Origin of the sequence: Streptomyces sp. NBC_00775 (genome assembly GCF_036347135.1) — a bacterium.
In the GTDB taxonomy this organism is placed as follows: domain Bacteria; phylum Actinomycetota; class Actinomycetes; order Streptomycetales; family Streptomycetaceae; genus Streptomyces; species Streptomyces lutosisoli.
Genome location: NZ_CP108938.1, coordinates 9,049,546 through 9,071,638, shown reverse-complemented (window position 1 = coordinate 9,071,638; position 22,093 = coordinate 9,049,546). Strand labels below are relative to the sequence as shown.

At 72.6% G+C, this 22,093-nt stretch carries 17 protein-coding genes; 7 read left to right on the top strand and 10 right to left on the bottom strand.

The window, feature by feature from the left end; genetic code table 11:
* Positions 1-150: 150 nt before the first annotated feature.
* The 4 genes from OIC96_RS40325 to OIC96_RS40310 all read right to left on the bottom strand — a co-directional run bounded on the left by OIC96_RS40325 (position 151) and on the right by OIC96_RS40310 (position 8,169).
* Positions 151-4,788, bottom strand: coding sequence for a hypothetical protein (locus OIC96_RS40325; RefSeq protein ID WP_330303090.1), 4,638 nt, complete (start codon positions 4,786-4,788; stop codon positions 151-153).
* A 39-nt stretch (positions 4,789-4,827) separates the two neighbouring features.
* The gene (locus OIC96_RS40320; RefSeq protein ID WP_330303091.1) at positions 4,828-5,706 is read right to left on the bottom strand and encodes a hypothetical protein; all 879 of its coding nucleotides are present in this window, start codon (positions 5,704-5,706) and stop codon (positions 4,828-4,830) included.
* Between the two features lie 157 nt (positions 5,707-5,863).
* Positions 5,864-7,381 carry a hypothetical protein gene (locus OIC96_RS40315; protein WP_330303092.1) on the bottom strand — a complete coding sequence of 506 codons (1,518 nt, stop codon included), beginning with the start codon at positions 7,379-7,381 and terminating at the stop codon, positions 5,864-5,866.
* Positions 7,382-7,461: 80 nt separating this feature from the next.
* Positions 7,462-8,169 (bottom strand): GntR family transcriptional regulator, encoded by a 708-nt coding sequence (locus OIC96_RS40310; RefSeq protein WP_330303093.1) that lies wholly within the window; start codon positions 8,167-8,169, stop codon positions 7,462-7,464.
* A 170-nt stretch (positions 8,170-8,339) separates the two neighbouring features.
* Between OIC96_RS40310 and OIC96_RS40305 the strand changes: the two genes are divergently transcribed.
* The 5 genes from OIC96_RS40305 to OIC96_RS40285 all read left to right on the top strand — a co-directional run bounded on the left by OIC96_RS40305 (position 8,340) and on the right by OIC96_RS40285 (position 12,888).
* Positions 8,340-9,659, top strand: a complete 1,320-nt coding sequence (locus tag OIC96_RS40305; protein WP_330303094.1) for an MFS transporter — start codon at positions 8,340-8,342, stop codon at positions 9,657-9,659.
* Positions 9,656-10,510, top strand: a complete 855-nt coding sequence (locus OIC96_RS40300; RefSeq protein WP_406501383.1) for a putative hydro-lyase — start codon at positions 9,656-9,658, stop codon at positions 10,508-10,510. Before OIC96_RS40305 ends, OIC96_RS40300 begins: the two co-directional genes overlap by 4 nt.
* A gap of 58 nt (positions 10,511-10,568) precedes the next feature.
* Positions 10,569-11,327 carry a LamB/YcsF family protein gene (locus tag OIC96_RS40295; RefSeq protein WP_330303095.1) on the top strand — a complete coding sequence of 253 codons (759 nt, stop codon included), beginning with the start codon at positions 10,569-10,571 and terminating at the stop codon, positions 11,325-11,327.
* A 77-nt stretch (positions 11,328-11,404) separates the two neighbouring features.
* Complete coding sequence (locus OIC96_RS40290; RefSeq protein WP_330310015.1) at positions 11,405-12,022, top strand: 5-oxoprolinase subunit B family protein; 618 nt, start codon at positions 11,405-11,407, stop codon at positions 12,020-12,022.
* Positions 12,019-12,888, top strand: a complete 870-nt coding sequence (locus OIC96_RS40285; RefSeq protein ID WP_330303096.1) for a biotin-dependent carboxyltransferase family protein — start codon at positions 12,019-12,021, stop codon at positions 12,886-12,888. The genes OIC96_RS40290 and OIC96_RS40285 overlap by 4 nt, the downstream gene beginning before the upstream one ends.
* A 55-nt stretch (positions 12,889-12,943) precedes the next feature.
* On the opposite strand, the gene OIC96_RS40280 is transcribed toward OIC96_RS40285, so the two are convergent.
* From OIC96_RS40280 to OIC96_RS40260, 5 genes are all read right to left on the bottom strand, one after another.
* A complete protein-coding gene (locus tag OIC96_RS40280) occupies positions 12,944-13,798 on the bottom strand; it encodes an SGNH/GDSL hydrolase family protein (protein ID WP_330303097.1) in 855 nt (284 codons plus the stop codon).
* Positions 13,795-14,949, bottom strand: a complete 1,155-nt coding sequence (locus OIC96_RS40275) for a glycosyltransferase (RefSeq protein ID WP_330303098.1) — start codon at positions 14,947-14,949, stop codon at positions 13,795-13,797. The genes OIC96_RS40280 and OIC96_RS40275 overlap by 4 nt, the downstream gene beginning before the upstream one ends.
* Entirely contained in the window at positions 14,946-16,070 is a 1,125-nt protein-coding gene (locus tag OIC96_RS40270) for a glycosyltransferase family 4 protein (RefSeq protein ID WP_330303099.1), read from the bottom strand. The genes OIC96_RS40275 and OIC96_RS40270 overlap by 4 nt, the downstream gene beginning before the upstream one ends.
* Before the next feature lie 139 nt (positions 16,071-16,209).
* On the bottom strand, positions 16,210-17,628 hold the full coding sequence (locus OIC96_RS40265) for a HEAT repeat domain-containing protein (RefSeq protein WP_330303100.1): 1,419 nt from the start codon (positions 17,626-17,628) through the stop codon (positions 16,210-16,212).
* Between the two features lie 300 nt (positions 17,629-17,928).
* Positions 17,929-18,321, bottom strand: coding sequence for an ankyrin repeat domain-containing protein (locus OIC96_RS40260; RefSeq protein WP_330303101.1), 393 nt, complete (start codon positions 18,319-18,321; stop codon positions 17,929-17,931).
* 259 nt (positions 18,322-18,580) lie between these two features.
* Here OIC96_RS40260 and OIC96_RS40255 point away from each other — a divergent pair, with 259 nt between their 5' ends.
* Positions 18,581-18,775, top strand: a complete 195-nt coding sequence (locus OIC96_RS40255) for a hypothetical protein (RefSeq protein WP_189188106.1) — start codon at positions 18,581-18,583, stop codon at positions 18,773-18,775.
* A 40-nt stretch (positions 18,776-18,815) separates the two neighbouring features.
* The gene (locus OIC96_RS40250; RefSeq protein ID WP_330303102.1) at positions 18,816-20,375 is read left to right on the top strand and encodes an ATP-binding protein; all 1,560 of its coding nucleotides are present in this window, start codon (positions 18,816-18,818) and stop codon (positions 20,373-20,375) included.
* Between the two features lie 186 nt (positions 20,376-20,561).
* Here the strand turns inward: OIC96_RS40250 and OIC96_RS40245 are convergent, their stop codons facing one another.
* Positions 20,562-22,061, bottom strand: a complete 1,500-nt coding sequence (locus OIC96_RS40245) for an SCO1417 family MocR-like transcription factor (RefSeq protein ID WP_330303103.1) — start codon at positions 22,059-22,061, stop codon at positions 20,562-20,564.
* Between the last annotated feature and the right edge of the window lie 32 nt (positions 22,062-22,093).

The window sequence follows — 22,093 nt, the reverse complement described above, 5'->3', positions numbered from 1 at the left end:
ACCTGGGGCGCCCCTCTTGACCACGACCAAGAGCTGCCGCTCTCGTCACGGCCCAAGAGGGCATCCCTGGATGCGTCGTCACAGTGCCGCCAGCCCACCGGGCCTGCCCTGCGGGCCGCTTGTGGCTGGGCGCGCAGCTCCTCGCGCCCCTTATGAGGCGCTTGGCGCGGGCCTTTTGAACATCCTCGTCGCCGTGATCTCACTGTGTACCGAATCGTCCTCCGCGGCTGAGGTCTGCTGCGGCAGTCCCGGCCGGAGGTGTTCCTCGACGCTGATGTATTTCAGCCCGGCGCGCAGGTCTGCGTCGTTGCGCAGCCGGATGACGAGGGGGAACTCGGCGAGCGCGGTCGTGTCGAACAGGCCGGTGGTGTAGAGGAGTTGGACGCCGAGCGCGTCGGACACGGCCCTCTGCAACTCCAGCAGGTACGTCGCGTTGGCGCGCCCGATGGGGTTGTCGAGGAAGAGCGTGCCGGCATGGCGGTGCTTGTCGCGGCCCCGGTCGTTGCTGCGCAGCGCGGCCATCGTGCAGTACAGCGCGATGGCCGCGGTGAGCAGCTGGCCGCCGGAGAAGACGTCGCCCATCTGCCCGACGGGGACGCGCTCGGCACGCAGTACGGCATCCGGCTTCAAGATCTCCACGGCGATGCCCTTCGGCTGCAACGCGGCGCTGACCCCGCGCAGCAGCAACGACATCCCGTCACGCCGCATGTCGGAGTTCTTCTTGACCGCCGCGCGGGTGGCCTCGTCGACGACCTCGCCGAGCCGCTCGGTGAGCGTCGCCTGGTCGGGCTCCTCGAAGCGGATGCGCAGGAACTCCTGCCCGGACCACTCGCCGAGCCCCTCGGGAAGCCGGGAGAGCCGCTGAGCGGACCGCAGCGTGGCAAGAGCCGATTCCACGAGCCCGCGCAGCCGGTCCACGATCGAGTCCCGGTTGCGCTCCAACTGCTCCAACTCGTCCGTCAGCACCCGCAGTCGGGGCGCGAACGCGTCCGCCCACTTCTGGGCGTGCTCGGGCAGCGCGGAGGCGGGCAACTCACGGATCTGCTGCCGCGCGGGGGTGCGCACCTGCTCGTAGCGCGTGGAGTTGGCATGCCGGACGAGGATGTCGCTCGCCTCGCGCACGGCGCCCTCGGCGGCGGAGAGGTCGGCGGCGCAGCCGCGCAGCGAGCGGCGGGCCTCGGCGGCGGAGTGCCGGGCCTCTTCGAGGGTGCCGGGATAGGGCTCCGGCTCCTCCTGCTCCTCGTCGGCGTGCTCCCGCAGCAGGTCCCTGAGCAGGGCGGCCGTCTCGTCGAAGCCACCGGCGGCATCCTCGGCGGCACGGTGGGCGTCGAGCAGTTCGGCGTGCGCCTCGCGCGCCTGGCTCAACGCTTCGGCACGGGAGGCGAGTTCGGCGGTGGCGGTACGCAGCAGGCTCTGTGCGTGCTCGGCATCGCGCGGAAGCAGCTCCTCCGGAAGCTCGGTGTGGGCCTCGCCGTCCTCGGGTGCGTGGCGCTCGGCCTCGCCGCGCAGGCGTCCGAGCTGCTCGCTCGCGGTGGACATCCGGGTCTCCAGGAGCTGCACGAGCTCCTCCGCACGCGCGGCGGCGGCCTGCCGGGAGGGCCCATCGGAACCGTCCGGCGACTCCAGGAGCTGCGCCGCCCGTGTCCGCACCTTGTTGCTGAGCCGGTCCCACTCGGCCAGCGCCGCGCTCGCGTCGCTCTCGGCCCGCGCCTGCTCGGCCCGCAGGTCGGCGCCGACGCCGACCTTCTCGTACAGCTGGGAGGCGGCCCGGTAGGCCTCACGCAGGGCGGGCAGCGACGACTTCGACGCGCCTGTCTCGTCCTCCGGTACGTCGTCGGGGGCGCCCGCGATCTCCGCGCGCTCGGCACGCAGCGCGCGGGCCGTGCGGCGGGCGTCGTCGGCGGCGCGCTGAGCGGCCCGGCGGTCCTCGTCGGCGGCACGGGCGCGCTCCAGGCAGACCTGGGCGCGGGCCTCCGACTCCGTTGCCTCATCGGCGAGTTCGCGGACCTTGACCTGCCAGCCTGCGCGCTCGCGCAGCCGGTAGGCGAGTCCGGCGAGCGCGTCGGCGGCACGCCGGGCCCGCTGGGCGGCCTCCTGCCGCTCGTCCCGTACGTGGGCCGCCTCGGCCGCCGCCTCGTCGGCCTCCGCCCGGACGGTACGCGCCTCGGCCAGTTCGGCCTCGGCCTCCTCGGCGAACGCGCGCGCGTCCCCGGCGGCCGTGGCGAGCTCGACGAGTCGCCCCGCCGGACAGCCGGTCCGCCAGGACGCCAGGCGCGCCGCCAGCTCACGGTCCTTGCCGAGCCGTGCCGCAAGAGTGCGGATCTCCTCGTCCCGCTGGGTCGCGCGGGTGCGCAGCGCCTGCCGTTCCTCGTCGGCGGCATGCTCGTCGTGCATGGCCGGGTTCGGCGGTACGAGGAACACGTCGCCGTCGCCCGCGTCGGGGGCCGGAGTCGGGGCGAGCAGCGCTGCGGCGGTGCCCACGGCCACGGCGGACCGCGGCAGCAGTGCCGCGTCGCTGAGCGCCTCGCGGGCCCGTGCGTGCGTGTCCGGGTCGGTGATGATCACACCGTCGACCAGCTCCGGCCTCGCGGCCAGTACGCGCGCGTGGTCGACGGGGTCGACGGCCTGCGCGAGGTAGCGCCATCCCGGCAGTGCGGGGATCCCGTGCTCGCCGAGGTACTCGACGGTGGCCAGCACGTCCGGCCCGGGGGGCAGCAGCCCTCCGTCACCGAGTGCCCCGAGGATGCGCGCGTCATCGGCCGCGGCGGTGCGCAGTTCGAAGAGCTGACGTTCGGCGGAGGCTACGCCGTCGTCGAGGAGCTCGCGGAGTTCGTCGGCGTAGTGGTCCAGCTCTTCGGGAGTGAACGGGGCTCCACCGGGACTGGCGGAACTGTCGGCTTCCTCATCACGCCGCGGCTGCGGAACACCGTGGCGAACGCCGCTGCCGGGGAGGCTCAGCAGTTCCGCGAGCCGTTCCTCCCCCGCCAGCGCCTCGGCCGTACGCCGCTCCCCGTCGTACGCCAGTTCCGCCGCGGTCGCCGCGTCCGCCGCGCGCGCCGCCGTGAGCTCGGCGCGCGACTCGGCGGACGCGGCCTCCCGAGCGTGCTCCGAAGCGCGCCGCGAGGCCTCCCGCGCGGTGTCCCAGGCAGCGACGGCAGTCTTCTCGGCATCGCTGGCGGCGAGAGCGGCGCGGGCCGGGTCGGCGTCGGGGGCGCTGTCGTCGAGCCAGCCGGCGCGGACCGCCTCGGCGGTCTCCTGCTCGACCTCGCTCAGACGCTGGCGCAGATGCCCCACCTCGCTGCGGGCGCGCTGCGCGGCGGTGGCCGCGGCGGTCGAGTCCGCGTACGCCGTCGAGCCGATCTCCTGGAGCCCGGCGGACCGCTCCTCCTCCTCGTTGGCGAGCGCCTCGGCGCCTTCGGCGGCGCGGTGCAGGGCGCGTACGAGGTCGACGGCGGCCCTCGCGCGCGCGGCGAGCGCGGGCGCGGCGTCCCGCTCGGCCTCCAGGATCGCGGCGGCCACGCGCGCGGAGCGGTCAGCGGCGGCGCGGTGCCGCAGTACGGCCTCGGCGGCCTGCCAGGCCGAGTGCAGTGTGCGGGCGTCGGCCAGCTCGCGCTTCTGCGCGGCTGCGGACTTCTCCGCTCCGGCGAGTGCCAACGAGGCGTGCCGGTAGGCGAGTTCGGCGGCGATCAGGGAACTGCGCTCGCGTGCGCCCTCCGCATGAGTCACGGCGTACGCGGCGGCCGTCACCCGCTGCGCGAGTTCACCGGCGCGCACGCGCTCCTGTACGGCCCGCGCGGACAGCCGCCGCGCCAGCGTCCGCGTACGCCGCTCGGCGCCCGCGTGGATGTCACGCGTGCGTGCCCGCGCCTCGGCGGCCTCGACGATCCGGCCGAGCAGATCCACGGACCCGGCCGTGAAGTCCCGCTCGGCGATGAGCTCGGCGCGCCGCCCCAGCTTGTTGCCGAAGCCGCCGACCAGATCGGCGAGTCCGTCCGTGTCCCGGGTATCGGTGACCGCGCGCAGCAGCAGGTCGGTGAAGTCGGAGTCCTTCTTGACCGCGAAGAGACCGGCGGCCTCGCCCTCGTCGGCGTTCATCTCCCGCTGGTAGCGGAAGAGTTCGGGATCCAGGCCAAGATCCGTCAAATGCTCGTTCCAGCGGTCGTGGATCTCCTCCCAGTGCACTTCGAGATGCGGATACGCCTTGCCCGCCTCGGTGATCGCGTCCCGGAAGCCCTTCATGGTCCGCCGCCGCCCCTGCGCGCCGGACGCGCCCTCGACGGACGGCCGTACGGCGGTGGCCTCGGCGACGGGCAGGTTGTCCAGGCTCAGCCCGGGACCTGGTCGGAACGAATACCAGGCTTCCGCGAACTTCCGCGGGTCGTTGGAGACCTGCCGCCCCCGCCACTCGCTCACCTTGCCGACCACGACGCACTCGCCGGTCAGCGTGTGCTGCCACTCCAGCGCGACATGCCCGCAGTCGTCGGCGAGCAGGAACTTGCGCAGCACACCGGAGCTGGCGCCGCCCAGCGTGTTGCGGTGGCCCGGCAGCATCACCGAGAAGATCAGCTTGAGCAGCACCGACTTGCCGCCGCCGTTCTCCAGGAAGAGCACCCCCGCGGGCGCGGGCCGACGCGGCGGTCCGACGGGCTCCTCCTCGAAGAACTCCGCCTGGGTAGGCGCGGGGTCGGGCACGGGCTCGCCGACACCCCGCAGGTCAAGCACGGTGTCGGCATAGCGCGCACCGGCAGGCCCAATGGAGTAGAGGCGGACCCGGGACAGCTCGTACATGGCGGCGGACTCTCGTAGTCGTAAACGAAGTTCAGGCGGTCAGGAGTGGAACGGCAGCCCGGCGTCGGCCGCCAGCTCCAGGTCGTCGGCGTCCTCGGCGGGCAGCAGAGTCGCGGTGCCGTCGGTCACCGGGACGATGCCCAGCTCAAGGAGCTCGGCCATCGCCGCGCTGCCCGCCATGTCACGGACCTGGAGCTGATAGCGGGCCGTCGTCCGGTATGTCCCCCCGGAGTCGTCCCCAGTGCGCTGCAGGAACCCGGAGTCGGTGAGGAACGCGACGGCCTTGCCGACGATGCCGGTGGTCGAGCCGGCCAGTCTTCGCGCGTCCTTGGTGGCCCCGGTGGAGCTGCGCCGCGCCCAGATCCGCCAGGCCGACTCAAGCCCGGGCGCCTCGGTCGCAGGGTCGGTGTTCTCGCCCTGCCCCTCGGCCCGCTCCTCAAGGCGACGGCAGGCCTGCCGTACGAAGGCATCGACGCCGTTGACCGAGACGCGCCCGATGTACCCGTCGTCCGCGAGGTCCTCGGGGCGCGGGAACGCCATGGCGGCGACGGCGAGATGTGCGAGCCCGTGCAGGAAACGGTCCCCCGAGTCGGCTGACGCACGACGCGCGTAGTCGCCCATACGCACGGCGAACACCGAGTCCTCGGCGGCGGTCACCGCCATCCCCGCGCGCGGCGACACCTCCAGGACGACCAGCCCGAGCCCGGCGGCCACAGCGTCGGCAAGCCGCGCGAAGGGCGGGTCCTCCCGGTAGCGCCGCAACAGCTCCGCGTACTCCTGATCCCGCGCGGGCTGCAATTTGGGCTGCAGCCCAAAGGCGACGAGCCGCGCCGCGTCGGCGGCGTCGGCAGGCGTGACGGGCGCGTTCGCCGGCACGGCGGCGGCTTCCGGTTCACTCCACTCGACGTGCTCGGTCACGACTGGGGCTCCTTGTTCAGCGATACGGGGACAAGAGCGCCCCTGAAGGGGGCGCGGGGCTGTGCCATGTGCGGCTCTGCCGGGTGGGCGCGACCAGCGACGAACACGCCGCAGGTCACAGGCAACCCGCCCTTCCCCAGCTCTTCCAATGACATGCTCACTGCCGATCCGCCGCCATCCCGACGGCATCCAGCAGCGCCATCCCCACGATCAGATCGGCCCCACCGAACTCCGGATCATCCAGCTCGACCCCGTCGTCCACGGCGAACAACAGCTTCTCCTCGCCCTGGCGATACGCGGTGCCGACCGGCGGACTGGCCGCGTGAACAGCCAACAGAGCTACCAGGTAGGGAAGTTCGGGATCCCGGCGGCGCGCCTCCGCGAGCAGCCCCGACAACCGCCGCGGCGCGTCCGAAGGCAGATCCAGCAGTTCCATCGCGGAAGCGAGCTGCTCCTCGCTGAACCGGCTGTCGTCCGGCGTGGCAATGAGGTCCGGCTCGGGCATCTCCGCCCCGAGGTGCTCCCGCTCCACCGGCGGCGTCAGCAGTATGTCGACCAGGTCCCCCACGCGTACGGCCACCGGCGTGCGCAGACCGGTCCCGCGCGCGAAGAACGCGTCCGTCACGCGCAGCGCCTGCTCCACGGGCAGCGGCAGCACGGGCGCGACGAGATGCCCGTAGAGGTCTATCCCCGAGGTCGTCATGGGCGTGGCGAAGGCCTGCCGGTCCTGCTCGGCGCGGAAGAGCGGGCCCGCCTCCAGGAGCCGGGACTGCAGCTGCGTATGCCTGCGGATGCAGTCCTTCACGATGTCGACGAGCTCGGCGGCGCGGCGCTTCTGCTCGGGGTCCTCGGACTCGTCGCGGGCCTTGCGGATGTTGGTGAGGATCGCGTTCTCGTGCCGGTAGCGGTCGGCGACGTGGTCCAGGGCCTCGGCGATCATGTCGGGCACGGCCTGGAGCCAGTCGACGGCCCGCACATTGCGCCGGGTCGCGTCCAGCGCCCTGCGGAGCGTCTCCGAGTACTGCACCGTCCGGTAGCGGGCCTGCTCTGCGGCGAGCTGCGCGTCGGCGAGCCGGCCGCGGCTGATCAGCACCTCCAGCTTGACCTCGGCGGCGATCTGCGCGCTGGTGACGTCGGTGTCGAGGGCGCCGACCAGGACGTTGACCGCTTCGTCGGTCGTACGGAGATAGACGCTCCCCCCGTAGCCGGGCACCTCCTCGATCAGCTTGAAGTCGTAGTCGCGGCGCACATAGGAGCCGTCGGGCGCGAAGGTGCCGTATACGGCCCGGAAGCCGCGGTCGACGCTGCCGACGTTGATCAGGTTCTCGAGGACCCAGCGGGCCACGCGCTCGTGCTCGACGACGGGCCGCCGCGGGGCCTGGGCGGCGATGCGCGGAATGAGTCTGGCCACTATCTGGTCGTGGTCGGCGCCCGTGTCGAAGTCCATGTTCAGTGTGACCAGGTCGATGGCGGCGAGGGCGACCTCCGCCATCCCGTACACCGTGTACTCACCCGCGAGGTTCGCCTTGCGTACATCGAGGTCGTGGAGCGGCGCCGTGCAGGCGAGCGCGCGCAGCCGCCGCGCCAGGCCCTCGTCGGCGGCCGGGCCCGGCGCGGGGCGCGGCCCCGCGCTGAGCTGGGGCGGAACGCTGTCCGTCGATGCAGGCGAAGTCACGGTGCACAGACTAGGTCCTCGGTCTGACAACGACCCAAACGACGCAGAAGCGACTACCGTCACACCCGCGCGAGAGGGGCTCAGCCGAGGCCCTGGCCGCCTTCAGCCACCCGTCGCCGGTACACCTCGACGACCCTCTCCAGCGAGTCGCCCAGGTAGACCGCGAGCAGCCTCTCGGCCTCATCCCGGTCCCCCGCCTGCAACGCCTGGAGGATCTGGCGGTTGCGCGCGAGGTACGGCTCGTGCAGCCGCCTCGGGTCGTCCACGAGGTGGAAGGCGAGTCGCAGTTCGGCGAAGACGCTGCGCATCAGCTCGTCGGTCCGGGCGCTGCCGGCCAGCGCCACCAGCTCCCGGTGAAAGTGGATATTGGCCGTACCCAGACTTTTCCAGTCACTCTCGACGGCCGCCAGCTGCCCTGCGGTGACCGCGGCGGCGAGGCCTTCCAGTGCGTACGGCGGCTCGCCGAGGCCGCGTACGACGGCGCACTCGACGAGGCCGCGGGTGCGGTAGATGTCCTCGACGTCCTCGACGGTCAGCACCCGTACGAAGACGCCCCGGTTCAGTTCATGGACGAGCAGACGTTCGTGCGTGAGCAGCCGGAATGCCTCGCGCAGCGTGTTGCGCGAGACGCCGAGCGCCCCGCCGATGCTGTCCTCGGACAGCCGTGTACCTGGAGGGAAGTACCCCTCGGCGATACGGCTCCGAAGGATGTCCGAGACCCGTTCGGCGGTGCTGGTGCGGCCCAGCAGGGCGCGGTCGTCGGCCAGTCCCGTCAGCTGCTCTGCCATGCCCGGAATTCAATCGCAGATACAAGAACGAAACAACATGGGTATTGAGGGATCGTTCAACGATCCTCTACCTTGCTCCTCATGGCGCCATCCGCTCCCCCGGCGCCGACCGCTTCCGCACGGCACGGCTCAGTCCTCAAGCACCCTCCGTCCCTCACTGCGAGGTGCCCATGAGCACGACCCCTCCATCCCAGGCCCTGACGGCCGACGCCCGGTCCGGCACGGAACAACTCACCACCCAGGAAGGCGCGTTCGCCTGGCTGCACGCCCTCGGTCCGCGCGGCCGCCGCGCCTTCGCCGGCGCGTTCGGCGGCTATGCCCTCGACTCGTACGACTACTTCACGCTGCCGCTGAGCATGGTCGCGCTGGCGGCGTACTTCGGCCTGGACAGCGGCCAGACCGGCCTGTTCACGACGGTCACGCTGGTCGTCTCGGCGATCGGCGGCGCCGTCGCCGGCGTGGCCGCGGACCGGTTCGGGCGCGTCAGGGCGTTGATGATCACCGTGATCACCTACGCGGTGTTCACCGTTGCCTGCGGTTTCGCACCCAACTACGAGACGCTGCTGGTGTTCCGTGCCCTTCAGGGCCTCGGCTTCGGCGGCGAGTGGGCGGTCGGCGCGATCCTGGTCGCCGAGTACGCGAGCGCGAAGCACCGGGGCCGCACGCTCGGCGCGGTCCAGAGTTCCTGGGCCGTCGGCTGGGGACTGGCGGTGGTCGTCTACACGCTGGTCTTCCAGTTCGTCGGCACCGACCTGGCCTGGCGCGTGATGTTCTGGACCGGCGCACTGCCCGCGCTGCTCGTCGTCTGGGTGCGCCGTCGGGTGCAGGACGCTCCCGAGGCGGCCGCCGAGCGCGAGAAGAGCGCCCAGAAGGGTTCGTTCGCGGCGATCTTCAAGCCGGGTACGGCCGAGGCTCCCGGCCTCCTGCGCACCACGTTCTTCGCGGTCCTGCTCTCCACCGGTGTCCAGGGCGGCTACTACACGCTGGCCACCTGGGTGCCCACGTACCTGAAGACGGAGCGCGGCCTGTCCGTCGTCGGCACCGGCGGCTACCTCACGTTCCTGATCTCCGGAGCCTTCATCGGCTACCTCACGGGCGGCTACCTCACCGACAAACTGGGCCGCAAGCGCAACATCCTGCTCTTCGCGATCCTCTCGGCGGCCTGCATCCTCACGTACGCGAACATCCCCAGCGGCGCCAACACCCTTCTCCTTGTGCTCGGTTTCCCGCTCGGCTTCTGTATGTCGGCGATCTTCAGCGGCTTCGGCTCGTTCCTCAGCGAGCTGTATCCGGCGGCGGTGCGCGGCACGGGGCAGGGCTTCACGTACAACACGGGGCGCGCCGTGGGCGCCGCCTTTCCCACCACGGTCGGCTTCCTGGCCGACAGCTGGGGCGTCGGCGGCGCGCTGGTCTTCGGCGCGATCGGCTACGCCCTCGCCGCGCTGGCACTGATCGGACTCCCCGAGACCCGTGGCAAGGAGCTCCTGTGAACGACACCGTCCAGGACCGGCCGTCGAACCTCACCCAGGACCGCCCGTCGCCCCTGCTGGAAATCGACGGCCACGCGCACGCGTGGACCCCCAGGAAGGCGCGTGCCCAGTTCCGTTCGGGCGTGTCGGGCCCCACCGCCGGAGTCGCCGCGGGTCACACCCAGGCGAATCTGATCTCGGTGCCCGCCGACTGGGCGTACGACATGCTGCTGTTCTGCCAGCGCAACCCGAAACCGTGCCCGGTCCTCGACGTCACCGACGCTGGCTCCTGGACCACTCCGCTGGCTCAGGGCGCGGACCTGCGCACCGATCTGCCGCGCTACCGGGTATGGGAGCACGGCGAGTTGGTCGACGAACCCACGGACGTGACCGACCGCTGGCGCGACGACCTGGTGTCGTTCCTCATCGGGTGCAGCTTCACCTTCGAGTGGGCGCTGAGCGAGGCGGGTGTCCCCATGCGTCACATCGAGCAGGGGCGCAACGTCTCGATGTACGTGACGGGGCGCCAGTGCCGTCCGGCCGGGCGGCTGCACGGCCCGATGGTGGTGTCGATGCGCCCGGTCCCTCCCGAGCACCTGGCCGCGGCGATCAGGGAGAGCAGTCTGCTGCCCGCCGTGCACGGCAGCCCGGTGCACTGCGGTGAGCCGTCGGGGCTGGGCATCGAGGATCTCTCGCGTCCCGACTTCGGCGATCCGGTGGACGCGGCGCCGGACGACATCCCGGTGTTCTGGGCCTGCGGAGTGACACCCCAGGCCGCCGTGATGGCGTCCCGTCCGCCGTTCGCGATCACCCACGCGCCCGGCCAGATGTTCCTCACGGACACCCGTGACGAGCAGTACCGCGTGGCCTGAACAGGAATGACCTGACCGGGAAGGTCCCGGTCAGGAAATACAGGAGAGACCACACCTCATGACCCCGATCGATCTCAACGCCGACCTCGGCGAGGGCTTCGGCCGCTGGCGTCTGACCGACGACGAACAACTGCTGTCCGTCGTCACCAGCGCCAATGTGGCCTGCGGTTTCCACGCCGGGGACGCGGCCACCATGCGGCGGGTGTGCGAGCTTGCGGCCGAGCGCGGCGTACGGATCGGCGCCCAGGTCTCCTACCGGGACCTGGCGGGGTTCGGGCGGCGCGCGATGGACGTACCGGCCGACGAGCTGGCCGCCGAAGTGGCGTACCAGATCGGCGCCTTGGAGGTCTTCGCACGCGCGGCCGGCACGCGCGTGTCGTACGTGAAACCGCACGGCGCGCTCTACAACCGCGTCGTGCACGACGAGGAGCAGGCGGGGGCGGTCGTCGAGGGCGTACGGCTGGCGGACGCCACCCTGCCCGTCCTCGGCCTGCCCTCCTCCCGCTTCCTGAAGGTGGCCGAGCAGGCTGGACTGTCCACCGTCACCGAGGCGTTCGCGGACCGCGCGTACACCGAGGAGGGCACCCTGGTGCCGCGTACCCAGGCCGGCGCGGTGATCACGGACGCGGACATGGTCGTCGAACGCTCGGTGGGCCTCGCCCGCTTCGGCGAGGTGACCTCGCACTCCGGGGAGCGCATCCCGGTCCGCGCCCGCTCCCTGTGCCTGCACGGGGACACGCCGGGCGCGGTGGAACTGGCCCGCAGGGTGCGCGACCGGCTGAAGCACTCGGGCGTCCGCGTGGAGGCGTTCGCATGAGGGCACTGCCAGTTGGCGACGACTTGGGCGCGCTGCCGGCCGGCGACGGCACGCGGGCGCTCTCGCTCGGCAAGGACATCCGGGCGCTGCCTGTCGGTGACCGGGCCCTGCTCGTCGAGGTCTCCTCGGGCGACGCGGCGCAGGCCCTGCACGCCGAGCTGCTGCGCCGCCGCGCGGAGGGTTCCCTGTCCGTGCGCGAGATCGTCCCCGCGGCTCGCACGGTTCTCCTGGACGGCCTGGACGACCCCGGGCGCCTGGCGGAGCGGCTTCCCACGTGGGACATCCCGCCGCTGCCCGCGCGGGCGGGCGGGGCGATCGAGATCCCCGTACGGTACGACGGTCCCGACCTGGCGGATGTGGCGGCCCTGTGGGGTGTGGCCGAGCGCGAGGTGCCGGAGATCCACGCGGCGGCCGAGTTCCGGGTCGCCTTCTGCGGGTTCGCGCCCGGCTTCGGTTACCTCACGGGACTGCCGTCGCACTACGACGTGCCTCGCCGGGCGACCCCGCGGACGGCGGTTCCCGCGGGTTCCGTGGCGCTCGCGGGCCCGTACACCGGTGTGTACCCGCGCTCGTCGCCGGGCGGCTGGCAGCTGATCGGCACGACGGACGTGGTGCTGTGGGACCACGCGCGCGTGCCGGCCGCGCTGCTGGCTCCGGGCGCACGGGTCCGCTTCGTACCGGCGCGGCGCTCATGACGGACCGGGCCCTCTCCGTCGTCCGCTCGGGGGCGCTGACCACCGTCCAGGACCGGGGCCGCCCCGGCCACGCGCACCTCGGCGTACCGCGCTCCGGCGCGCTCGACGCACCCGCGGCGGCGCTGGCCAACCGGCTCGTCGGCAACCCTTCCGAAGCAGCTGTCCTGGAGACGACGCTCAACGGCTGTGCCCTGCGCCCGCGTTCGGCGATCACCGTGGCGGTGGCGGGAGCGCCCTGCCCGGTCACCGTCGACGGCCGTCCGGCCGCCTGGGGTGCGCCCGTGCGTGTGCCCGCCGGGGCGCTGCTGGACGTCGGCCACGCGCGCGCGGGGCTGCGCAGCTATGTGGCCGTCTCCGGCGGAGTGGCCGTGGACCCGGTCCTCGGCAGCCGCTCCACCGACCTCCTCTCGGGCCTGGGCCCCCCGCCGCTCACGGACGGCGTGGTGCTGCCCCTGGGACGCCCCGCCGCGCTCCACGCGCGCGTGGATGTCGTCCCGCACGCCGCCCCGCCCGCCGAGCTGGTCCTGCGGGTGACGCTGGGCCCGCGCGACGACTGGTTCACAACGTCGGCCGTGCGCGTCCTCACCACCCGCGCCTACCGGGTGTCGTCCGCGAGCAACCGCATCGGCCTGCGGACGGAAGGGCCCTCACTGGAGAGGGCCGTTTCCGGTGAACTCCCCAGTGAGGGCATGGTCCTGGGCGCCGTCCAGGTACCGCCCGACGGCCGGCCGGTCGTCTTCCTCGCCGATCATCCGACCACCGGCGGGTACCCGGTGATCGCGATCGTCCGCCCCACCGACCTCCCCGCGGCGGCTCAGGCGGTCCCGGGCACGCCGGTCCGCTTCGTGGCCGTACGCCGCCGCTGAAGCCGGCAAGTGCACGCGCACTGCCACCGAGCGCCCCCGCGTCCCCGCCGAACCGTCATGCCGCGTCCGGCTGTTCGGCCACCGACAGCGCGGCCAGCGCGGATGAGACGGCGTGCGAGGCGCTCAGGTCGAGGCGCGCGCTGGTGCCGTGCGCCCGGTGGCGTAGTTCGGCGGCGGCGAGGGTGAGCAGCTGCGGGAGCAGGTCCGTGCAGCGCCGGGCCACCCATCCCGTTCCCGCGGTGGCCAGCCACCACAGGCTGGCCGATCGCGTGGGCACGGGAAACTCGGGCTCGGCCGAGGGCGCCGTCCCCGTGGCGATGTCCTGCTCGGCGAGCAGCGCGTGGTAGCGCAGGGCGAGTTGCCGGTGCCCCTGCTCCCCCGGGTGCAGCCGGTCCGCGCTCCACATCGCGCGGCCCGTCAGCCACTCCTCCTCCGCGGCGTGCAGGTGCATCGCCCCGTGCCGCTCGGAGAGCACGTGCACGACCGTGTTGACGGCCCGCTGCCGCCGGGCCAGCGGTCGCGCCAACGCCCCCGGCAGTCCGAGCATGGAGCCGGGATCCGGGAGACAGGCCGTCATCACCACCGCGTCCTGAGCGCGGAACGCCGCGTACACCTTGTCGAGCCGCTCGGCCACCGAGTGGATGTCGAAGGTGCACCGCAGGGTGTCGTTGACGCCGATCACCACGGAGACGATGTCAGGCTCCAGGGCCAGCGCCGCCGGGGTCTGCCGCTCCAGCACATCCCGGGTCTGCGCCCCGCTGACCGCGAGGTTGGTGAACTCCACGGGTGCGTCCGCCGGGGCGAGCCCCTGCGCGAGCAGTGCGGCCCACCCCCGCCACGCGTCTCCGACGGGATCACCCACGCCTTCCGTCAGCGAGTCCCCGAGGGCCACGAACCGAAGGGGTCTCATCCGACGCCCTCCTGCAAGCGCGGGCGCGCCTGGACCACCGCGTCGTGCGCGGCGAGAAAGCCCTCTACGGCGGCATCCCATCCGAAACACTCCGCACGCGCGCGTGCGGCTTCCCTGCGCTCGCTCTCGGGGCGTCCCAGCAACAGCCGCACCGCGTCCGCGAAGGAGTCCCCGCGGTCCGCCGCGGTGGCCCCTGCTGACCCGACGATCTCCGGCAGGGCGGACAGCGCGCTGGCCACCACGGGCGTGCCGCAGGCCATCGCCTCCAGAGCGGCGAGCCCGAACGTCTCGGCGGGCCCGGGGGCCAGGCACACGTCGGCGGAGGCCTGCAGCGCGCCGAGCACGGCACGGTCGGAGACGTGCCCGAGGAAGGTGACGGGCAGCCTCCGCTCCCGGGCGCGCAGTTCGAGCCGGGCCCTCAGCGGTCCGTCCCCGGCCACGACGAGCACGGCACGCTGTCCGCGCCGCAGCAGGGCCTCCAGCGCGTCGAGTGCCGTGCCGGGCCGCTTCTCGACGGACAGCCGGGAGCACATCACGAGCAGCGCCTCTCCCCCGCGCGCGTACTGGGCGCGCACGCCGGGATCGCGCAACGCGGGGTGGCGCCCCACAAGGTCGACGCCCAGGGGGGCGCGTACGACATTGCGTGCGCCGATGCGGACGAACTCGCGCTCGGCGAACTCCGTGGTGCACACCACACGCGCATAGGTGTGCGCCGTACGGATGTTGAGGGCGTCGGCGGTCCGCCGGGCCATCCCCTCGGAGAGCCCCCAGGTCCGCAGCACTCCGTCGGCGGTCTCGTGGGAGACCATCACGGCGGGCACCCGGGCCCGCCGTGCCCATACGCCGGTCCAGCGCAGCGTGGTCCGGTCGGAGACTTCGAGGCGGTCGGGCGCGAGCGACTCCAGGAGCCGGGCCACCCGCCGCTTGTCCGTGAGCACGCGATAGCCACCGGTCCCGGGCAGTAGCGGCCCGGGCAGCGTGATCACCCGCCCCTGCTCGGTCTCGCGGTCGCTCGCGCGCTCACCGGGGATGATGAGCACCGGCTCGTGCCCGGCCGCCCGGTAGCCGGAGCCGAGCTCCCGCAGCGCGGTGCGCAGACCGCCGGAGGCGGGGGCGACGAAGTTGGCGAGCCGAACGATGCGCAGGCTCATGCCGCCACCAGCTTCCGCGCGGAGAGCACATCGGCGTAGTGCCCGATGAGCTGATCGCCCACGGCGGCCCAGGTGCGGCCCTCGACCGTGGCCCGCCCCGCGGCGCCGTAGGCGGCCCGCAGCGCGGGATCGGCGGCCAGCGCCCACACCGCGTCCCGTACGGCGGCCCCGTCACGCGGCGGTACCAGCAGCCCCGTACGTCCGTGAGCCACCAGGTCGAGCGGTCCGCCCGCGGCGGGCGCGACGACGGGCACCCCGCTGGCCATGGCCTCCTGCACGGTCTGGCAGAAGGTCTCGAAGGGACCGGTGTGCGCGAAGACGTCCAGCGAGGCGAAGATCCGGGCGAGTTCGTCGCCGGTGCGACGCCCGAGGAAGACGGCGCCCGGCAGCGCCTCGGTGAGCGTGTGCTGACTCGGCCCGTCGCCCACGACCACGACGCGCACGCCGTTCAGGCCGCAGACACCGGCGAGGAGCTCGACCTGCTTCTCGGGGGCGAGCCGGCCGACGTAGCCGACGATCAGCTCGCCGTTCGGCGCGAGTTCGCGGCGCAGTGCCTCGTCCCGGCGGTCGGGACGGAAGCGGACGGTGTCCACGCCGCGCGGCCACAGCCGTACCCGGGGCACTCCGTGTGCCTCCAGGTCGTGCAGGGCCGCGCTGGACGGAGCGAGCGTCCGGTCGGCGGCGGCGTGCACGGAGCGTATGCGCCGCCACGCGGTGGCCTCACCCGCACTGATGTACGTGCGGGCGTATCCGGCGAGGTCGGTCTGGTAGACGGCCACGGCGGGGATGCCGAGCCGGGCGGCGGCCGCCATGCCGCGGACGCCGAGGACGAAGGGGCTGGCCAGGTGGACGATGTCGGCGCGGTGTTCGGTGATCGCCGCGGCGACGCGTCGGCTGGGGAGGGCGACGCGGACCTGGGGGTAGCCCGGGAGCGGTAGGGAGGGGACACGGATGACGGGGCACGGCGCGAGGGCGTCGGGCCCGTTCCCGGCCGCTGTGGCCGGGGCGACGACGAGGGGAGCGTGACCGCGATCGACGAGGTGCCGGGCGGTCTGGAGCGCGCAGTGGGCCACGCCGTTCACATCGGGGGGAAAGGATTCGGTCACGATGACGACACGCATACCCGTGTTGTCGCCGTGCTGGACGTGGCCGCGTCAACGTGGATCTTTCCTGACGAGGAACGTCCCATGAGCGTTGCGCTCCACACCCGTCCAGGTCAGCCCGCGTCCACGCCCTCCTGACTCCCGGGTCACCGAACGTTCATACGGCGGGCATGTCGGGCCCTATCCGGCTGCGTACCGCGGTCTGGACGTCCGCCTCCTCGGCCGGATCCGCCGCCAGCCGCCGGAGCTGGTCCACCACGCGCGCGTCACCGGTCTCGGCGTGCCGTGCGGCGACCTCGCGGGTGGACTCCTCGCAGTCCCACAGGCATTCGACGGCGAAGCCCGCGGGGAAGGAGGGATCGGTGGCGGCCAGAGCACGGGCGGCGCGCCCGCGCAGATGGGACGAGGCCGTCTCGCGGTACACATGGCGCAGCACGGGTGCGGCACAGACGATGCCGAGCCGTCCGGCGCCGTCGACGAGGGTCCACAGGGTCGGCGCGTCCGGGCCTTCGCCCCGTACCGCTTCCCGCAGCGCCCCGAGGACCAGTTCGCTGTCCTGGGCTCCGCCCCGGCAGGCGAGCATCCGTCCCGCGGCGGCGCCCAGGGCGTCGGGCCGGTGCGCCCAGCTTCGTGCCCGCTCGACGGCGGCCACGCTGCGCATCCGTTCGAAGGCGTCGACGGCGGCCTCGGCAGCGGCCGCGGAACCATTGGCCACGGCTGTCTCGATCAGATCGAGGGCATCTGGATCATTGCCGTCGGCGAGATAGCGCAAGGCGGTGCAGCGGGCTCCGTCGCCGCCGCTCCGGGCGGCCTCGACGATCTCGGGCCGGTCCTCGGGGCCCGCGACGGCGGTCAGGCAGCGGGCGGCCGGCACATGGAGCGCGGCTCCGCGTTCGATGCCCTGCTGGGCCCACTCGAAGACGGCCTGCACGCTCCACCCCGGGCGGGGCCCGGATGGTCGCATCTGCCGCTGCCAGCGGTCGAAGGAACCGGCTTCCTGGGCGGCACGCACGCGTGTGCCGATGGATTCGCGCGGATCGTCGGCCCACAGCCGCCAGGGCCGGGGCTCGAAGGCGTCGCGCACGGCGGCGGCGAGTTCGGCCTCGCCCTCCGCGTCCGACGGGAAGCGAGCGAGTACGGGCACGGCGAGGGCCCGCAGACCCGCGTCGTCGTCACGCAGGGCCAGCTCGTCGAGAGCCCAGGCCCAGCTGGTGCCGGAGGCGGCGTACCTGCGCAGCAGTTCGAGCGCGTCGTGCCTGCCGTACGAGGCGAGGTGCCCGAGGACCGCGAGGGCGAGCCCCGTGCGTGACTCGCACGTGTCGAGGACGTCCTCGGCCTCGAAGAGATGCCGCTCGATCTCGTCGAGCTCACCGCTCAGATCGAGGTAGAGACGGGCGTAGTACAGGGAGCGGTTCTCCACCTGCCAGTCGTGGCGGGGGTCCCGCAGCACACAGTGGTTCAGCGCCGCGAGCGCTTCGGCGCGCGGTGCGGTGAGCGCGTGCAGCGTGCCGTCGCCGCGGCCCCTCTGGAGCAGGCCGAGCAGCGTTCCGCTGGGCGCTATGACCGGATCGAACATGGGAAACAGCCTCACATCAAGCGTCGACGCAACCGGGATCCTGCATTACCTGGCCGCGTGACAACACGTCGGAGCGCCCGCCGTTTCTTGCTTGCTGTAGACCATCTTCCTCTGCCTCTCGTCGGTGGCCCATGCGGGCCGCATCACGGCCCGCGCGGTGCGGCAACATCTGCCCAGCCATCGCGTCCGTGAATCACGACGTCATGATGACTCGGCAGTTCTTCCTGCCGCGACCGTATTTCCGGCGGCCCCGTTCCGCCTCCCTTTTTTCTTGCGTTTCGCCTGGTCAGAGCGTTCGAGTCAGTGTGCGCCGAACAATTCGAGCAGTTCCGTCTTGCCGAACATGCGCGCCGTGTCGACGGCCGAGGGTGTACCGGCGGCCGGATCGGCACCGGCGTCCAGCAGCACCCGGATCACGGCCGCCTCACCCTTGAAGACGGCCCCGGCGAGCGGCGTTTGCCCCCGGTCGTTGATCCGGTCCGCCTCGGCGCCGCGCTCCAGCAGGGCGCCTACCGCGTCGGCGTGACCGTGGTAGGCGGCGAGCATCACGAGCGAGTCACCGCGGTCGTTGGTGAGGTTGGCCGGAACGCCCGCGTCCACATACGCCACGAGCGCCTCGGTCTCGCCACGGCGGGCCAGATCGAAGATCTTGGTCGCCAGCTCCACGACCTCGGGGTCGGGGGCTTCACTCATCGGCCGGACCGCCTCTCACTACAACCGTTCGGGTGAATCGACAGCGTACTGGCTCCACCGGGACATGACCGGCACCGTCCACGGCAAAGATCACAGCAGACCCGCCCGACGCAACAGACCCGTTCAGGTAGCCCCAGACGGCTCCGCCACCTGGGTGAAATTAGCCGAAATTCACCCAGTTGCACCTTTTATCGTATGGATACATGCTGTGATCCTGGAAGTACTCATGGTGACTGTCCCCACGAACCAGGAGACTCAAATGATCCTGTCCATGTCAGGTGTGGTCCTGCTCGGCGTCGTCGTATTCCTCTTCTTCCGCAAGGACGGCCTCAAGGCGTCGCACTGCCTGGTGTCGACCTTGTTCGGCTTCTACCTGGCCAGTACGGCCATCGCTCCGAGCATCAAGGCCGGCGGGGAGAGCCTGGCGAGCCTGCTCGGCGGGATCAAGTTCTGACCTCGTCCACCCCTCCCGCACGCACCATCAGGAGACAGCAGTGGCCCGGCGCCCTCTCCCCCGCATTCTCAGCAACGGCAGCGCACAGATCGCCCGAAGCCGGGAGCTGGCCCGGACGGCAGCCGACAGCGCCACCGACGTCCTCCACCCACTGATCACGGTCTCCCGAGGACTGCGCCGGCTGGCAGGAGCCGGACGGCGCAAGTGGGCCGACACCCCCAAGGACCGGCGCGGGCCGCTGCTGTTCCTGGTGGCCTCGGTGATCCTGGTCGTGGCACTGGTGCCGTACGGGCCACTGCTCGCCGCCATCAGCCTGATGGCGGCGGCAGCCTGGACCGGCCGCGACCACACCTCGTCGGCGCCCACCGGCCCCGACGAGGCGCAGACCGGGCGCCTCCAGTCGCTGTACGAGGCCCTGGTCCCGTACTTCTCGGCGGCCGAGGACCCCGAGCCCCTGTACGCCCACGGCGGCGACTGGGAGAAGGCGTTCTCCTCGTACGACTTCGACGACGACGGACGCGTGTCCCGGCTCCTCATCCGCTATCCGGCGTACTTCACGGACGGCGAGGCGGAGTCCCGCGCCCGCATCGAGCAACTCCTGCACGCGAAGTCGGGGCGCGGCCGCGAGTACCACTTCGACTGGGACGAGGAGGGCAACGAACTCACCATCACGGTCCTCCCGCCCCTCCCCACCGACATCGCCGCCCAGCGCTTCGTCACCGCCCCCGGCGAGACGGTCCTCGGCTTCACCGACCCGGCCGACGTCCAGCGCACGCTCGCCCTCACCTACGGTGAGGAACAGCGCGACGTCCCTCCGGTCGTCTGGCGCACGGGAATCCGCTCGACCGAGCCACACCTGCTGGTGGTGGGCGAACCCGGCAGCGGAACGACCACGCTGATGCGCTCCATCGCCCTGCAGACCCTCCAGTACGGCGATGTCGTCATCGTCGAGGGGGGCGCCACCGGCGAGTACGCGTGCCTGACCGGGCGGGCCGGTGTGCTGGCCGTCGAGTGCGGGCTTGCGGGAGCCCTCGCCAGCCTGGAATGGGCCGCGCACGAGACGGAGCGGCGGTTGATCGCCGCGAACCGTGCACGTCAGGCGGGGCATCCCGCTCCGGACGACATCAAGAATCCCCTGTGGATCCTGCTGGACCGGCCCAGCGCGCTGGGCCACCTGGCCGCCGCCGACGGACGCCAGGACCCGCAGGCCCTCCTTCAGGTGCCCCTCCGGCACGGGCGTGCGGCGGGCGTGACGGTCGTCGTGGCCGAGCACTTCGACAGCCTCGACGTCCTGAGCGAGGCGGTGCGGCAGCACACCCGCGCGCGCGTGGTGCTCGGTCCCGCGTCCTCCGCCCAACTGGAAGCCGTCCTGGGCGTGCCCCCGCACACCACTCCCACCCGTGACGTGCCGCCCGGGCGCGGTTACGCCCGCCTTGGAACCGGGCCCGTCCTTCGGCTCCAAGTGCCCGCCACGCCTGATCCGTACGACGATGCGACGAGCGAGGCCCAGCGGCGGGCGGTCCTTGAACTTCTGCCGGAGCGTACGACTCCGGCGGACGCGGGGGCGCTGCCGGTGAATGCCGCCGTGGCGGAAAGCTGAGTTTTCTCGCCCCCTCCGCCCCTACCCGTCCCATCCCTGGGGGCTGCGCCCCCAGACCCCCCCTAAAAGATTGCGCAGTTCCCCGCGCCCCTTTCAGGGGCGCGGGGAACTGCGCAATCTTTTGCACCAGCCCCCACCCACCCGCAGACAACACACAACCGAACGGGGTCGAAGGGGCGAAGCCCCTTACGCCACGAACGTTCGCGGGGCCTCGTTCCCCCCGCTCGCCCCCGTCTCAACCAACCGCGCCGCCGCAGCCAACCGCACCGCCGCCTCCTCGGCCACCGCACCGCCCACGGTGAACGGCAGCCGTACGTACCCCTCGAAGGCCCCGTCCACCCCGAAACGCGGCCCAGAGGGCACGCGCACGCCCACGCGCTCGCCCACCTCGGCGAGACGGGACCCGGACAGCCCGCCGGTGCGCACCCACAGCGTGAGCCCGCCCTTCGGTACCGAGAACTCCCACCCGGGCAGCTCCCGCCGCACGGCGGCGACGAGGGCGTCGCGGTTCTCGCGGGCCTGGCCCCGCCGGATGTCGACGGCCTGTTCCCAGCCCCCGGTGCTGAGCAGCCAGTTCACGGCCAGCTGCTCCAGCACGGGCGTACCCAGATCGGCGTACGCGCGCGCCGAGACCAGGCTGCGGATCACATCCGGAGCGGCCCGCACCCAGCCGATGCGCATGCCCGCCCAGAAGGCCTTGCTCGCGGATCCGACGGTGATGACGGTCGACCCGGCGGGGTCGAAGCTGCACACGGGGCGCGGCATCTCCACGTCCTCGTCCAGATGCAGTTCGCTCATCGTCTCGTCGACGACGAGCACGGTGCCCGCGGAACGCGCCGCGTCCACGAGCCCGCGCCGCTGGTGTTCGTCGGCGAGGGCGCCGGTCGGGTTGTGGAAGTCGGCGACCACGTAGGCGAGACGGGGCGCGGCGTCGCGCAGGACCTGGCGCCAGCGGTCCAGGTCCCACCCGGCGAGCCCCTCGGCCATGGCGACGGGCACCAGCCGGGCCCCGGCCTCGCGCATCAGTTGAAGGATATTGGCGTAGGAAGGCGACTCGACGGCGATGCGCTCGCCGCGCCCGGCGAAGAGATGGCAGATCGCGTCGATCGCGCCCATCGCCCCGGTGGTCACCATGATCTGCTCGGGCATGGTCGGAATTCCGCGCGCGGTGTACCGCTCGGCGAGCATCGAGCGCAGCGCGGGCAGCCCGGCGGGATAGTCGCCATGCGTGTGCGCGTACGGCGGCAGCTCCTCCAGCGCGCCCCGCACGCTGCGGGTGAGCCATGGCTCGGGCGCCGGCAGCGCCGCGCAGCCGAGGTCGATCATGGACCCGAGGGCCTCGGGCGGCAGGGGTTCCAGGCCGCGCGCGGGCAACGGGTTCCCGGCCGGCACCGCGGTCCAGCTGCCCGCTCCGCGGCGGGACTCCAGGAACCCCTCGGCTCGCAGCGCCTCGTAGGCGGCGGCGACGGTCGTACGGCTGACGGACAGGGACAGCGCGAGCTCCCGCTCGGCGGGCAGCCGCGCGGCCACCGGGACCCGGCCTTCGAGCACCAGCAGCCGGATGCCGTCGGCGAGCGCGCGATAGGCGGGCGGACGGCGCGTGCCCGGCCCCGCGGGGCGCTCCTGCTGGGAGTTGAGGAGCCGGGCGAGCTGTGCGGCGCCTACCGCCGAAGTCCACTGCGCCATGATTCCCAGTCCACCTTCCCCGAATTGGCCTT

Excerpts from the sequence above, each read along its gene's own strand:
- OIC96_RS40325 (WP_330303090.1), bottom strand. The coding sequence starts at position 4,788 with ATGTACGAGCTGTCCCGGGTCCGCCTCTACTCCATTGGGCCTGCCGGT.
- OIC96_RS40310 (WP_330303093.1), bottom strand. The coding sequence starts at position 8,169 with ATGGCAGAGCAGCTGACGGGACTGGCCGACGACCGCGCCCTGCTGGGC.
- OIC96_RS40305 (WP_330303094.1), top strand. The coding sequence starts at position 8,340 with ATGAGCACGACCCCTCCATCCCAGGCCCTGACGGCCGACGCCCGGTCC.
- OIC96_RS40295 (WP_330303095.1), top strand. The coding sequence starts at position 10,569 with ATGACCCCGATCGATCTCAACGCCGACCTCGGCGAGGGCTTCGGCCGC.
- OIC96_RS40285 (WP_330303096.1), top strand. The coding sequence starts at position 12,019 with ATGACGGACCGGGCCCTCTCCGTCGTCCGCTCGGGGGCGCTGACCACC.
- OIC96_RS40280 (WP_330303097.1), bottom strand. The coding sequence starts at position 13,798 with ATGAGACCCCTTCGGTTCGTGGCCCTCGGGGACTCGCTGACGGAAGGC.
- OIC96_RS40275 (WP_330303098.1), bottom strand. The coding sequence starts at position 14,949 with ATGAGCCTGCGCATCGTTCGGCTCGCCAACTTCGTCGCCCCCGCCTCC.
- OIC96_RS40270 (WP_330303099.1), bottom strand. The coding sequence starts at position 16,070 with ATGCGTGTCGTCATCGTGACCGAATCCTTTCCCCCCGATGTGAACGGC.
- OIC96_RS40265 (WP_330303100.1), bottom strand. The coding sequence starts at position 17,628 with ATGTTCGATCCGGTCATAGCGCCCAGCGGAACGCTGCTCGGCCTGCTC.
- OIC96_RS40260 (WP_330303101.1), bottom strand. The coding sequence starts at position 18,321 with ATGAGTGAAGCCCCCGACCCCGAGGTCGTGGAGCTGGCGACCAAGATC.
- OIC96_RS40255 (WP_189188106.1), top strand. The coding sequence starts at position 18,581 with ATGATCCTGTCCATGTCAGGTGTGGTCCTGCTCGGCGTCGTCGTATTC.
- OIC96_RS40245 (WP_330303103.1), bottom strand. The coding sequence starts at position 22,061 with ATGGCGCAGTGGACTTCGGCGGTAGGCGCCGCACAGCTCGCCCGGCTC.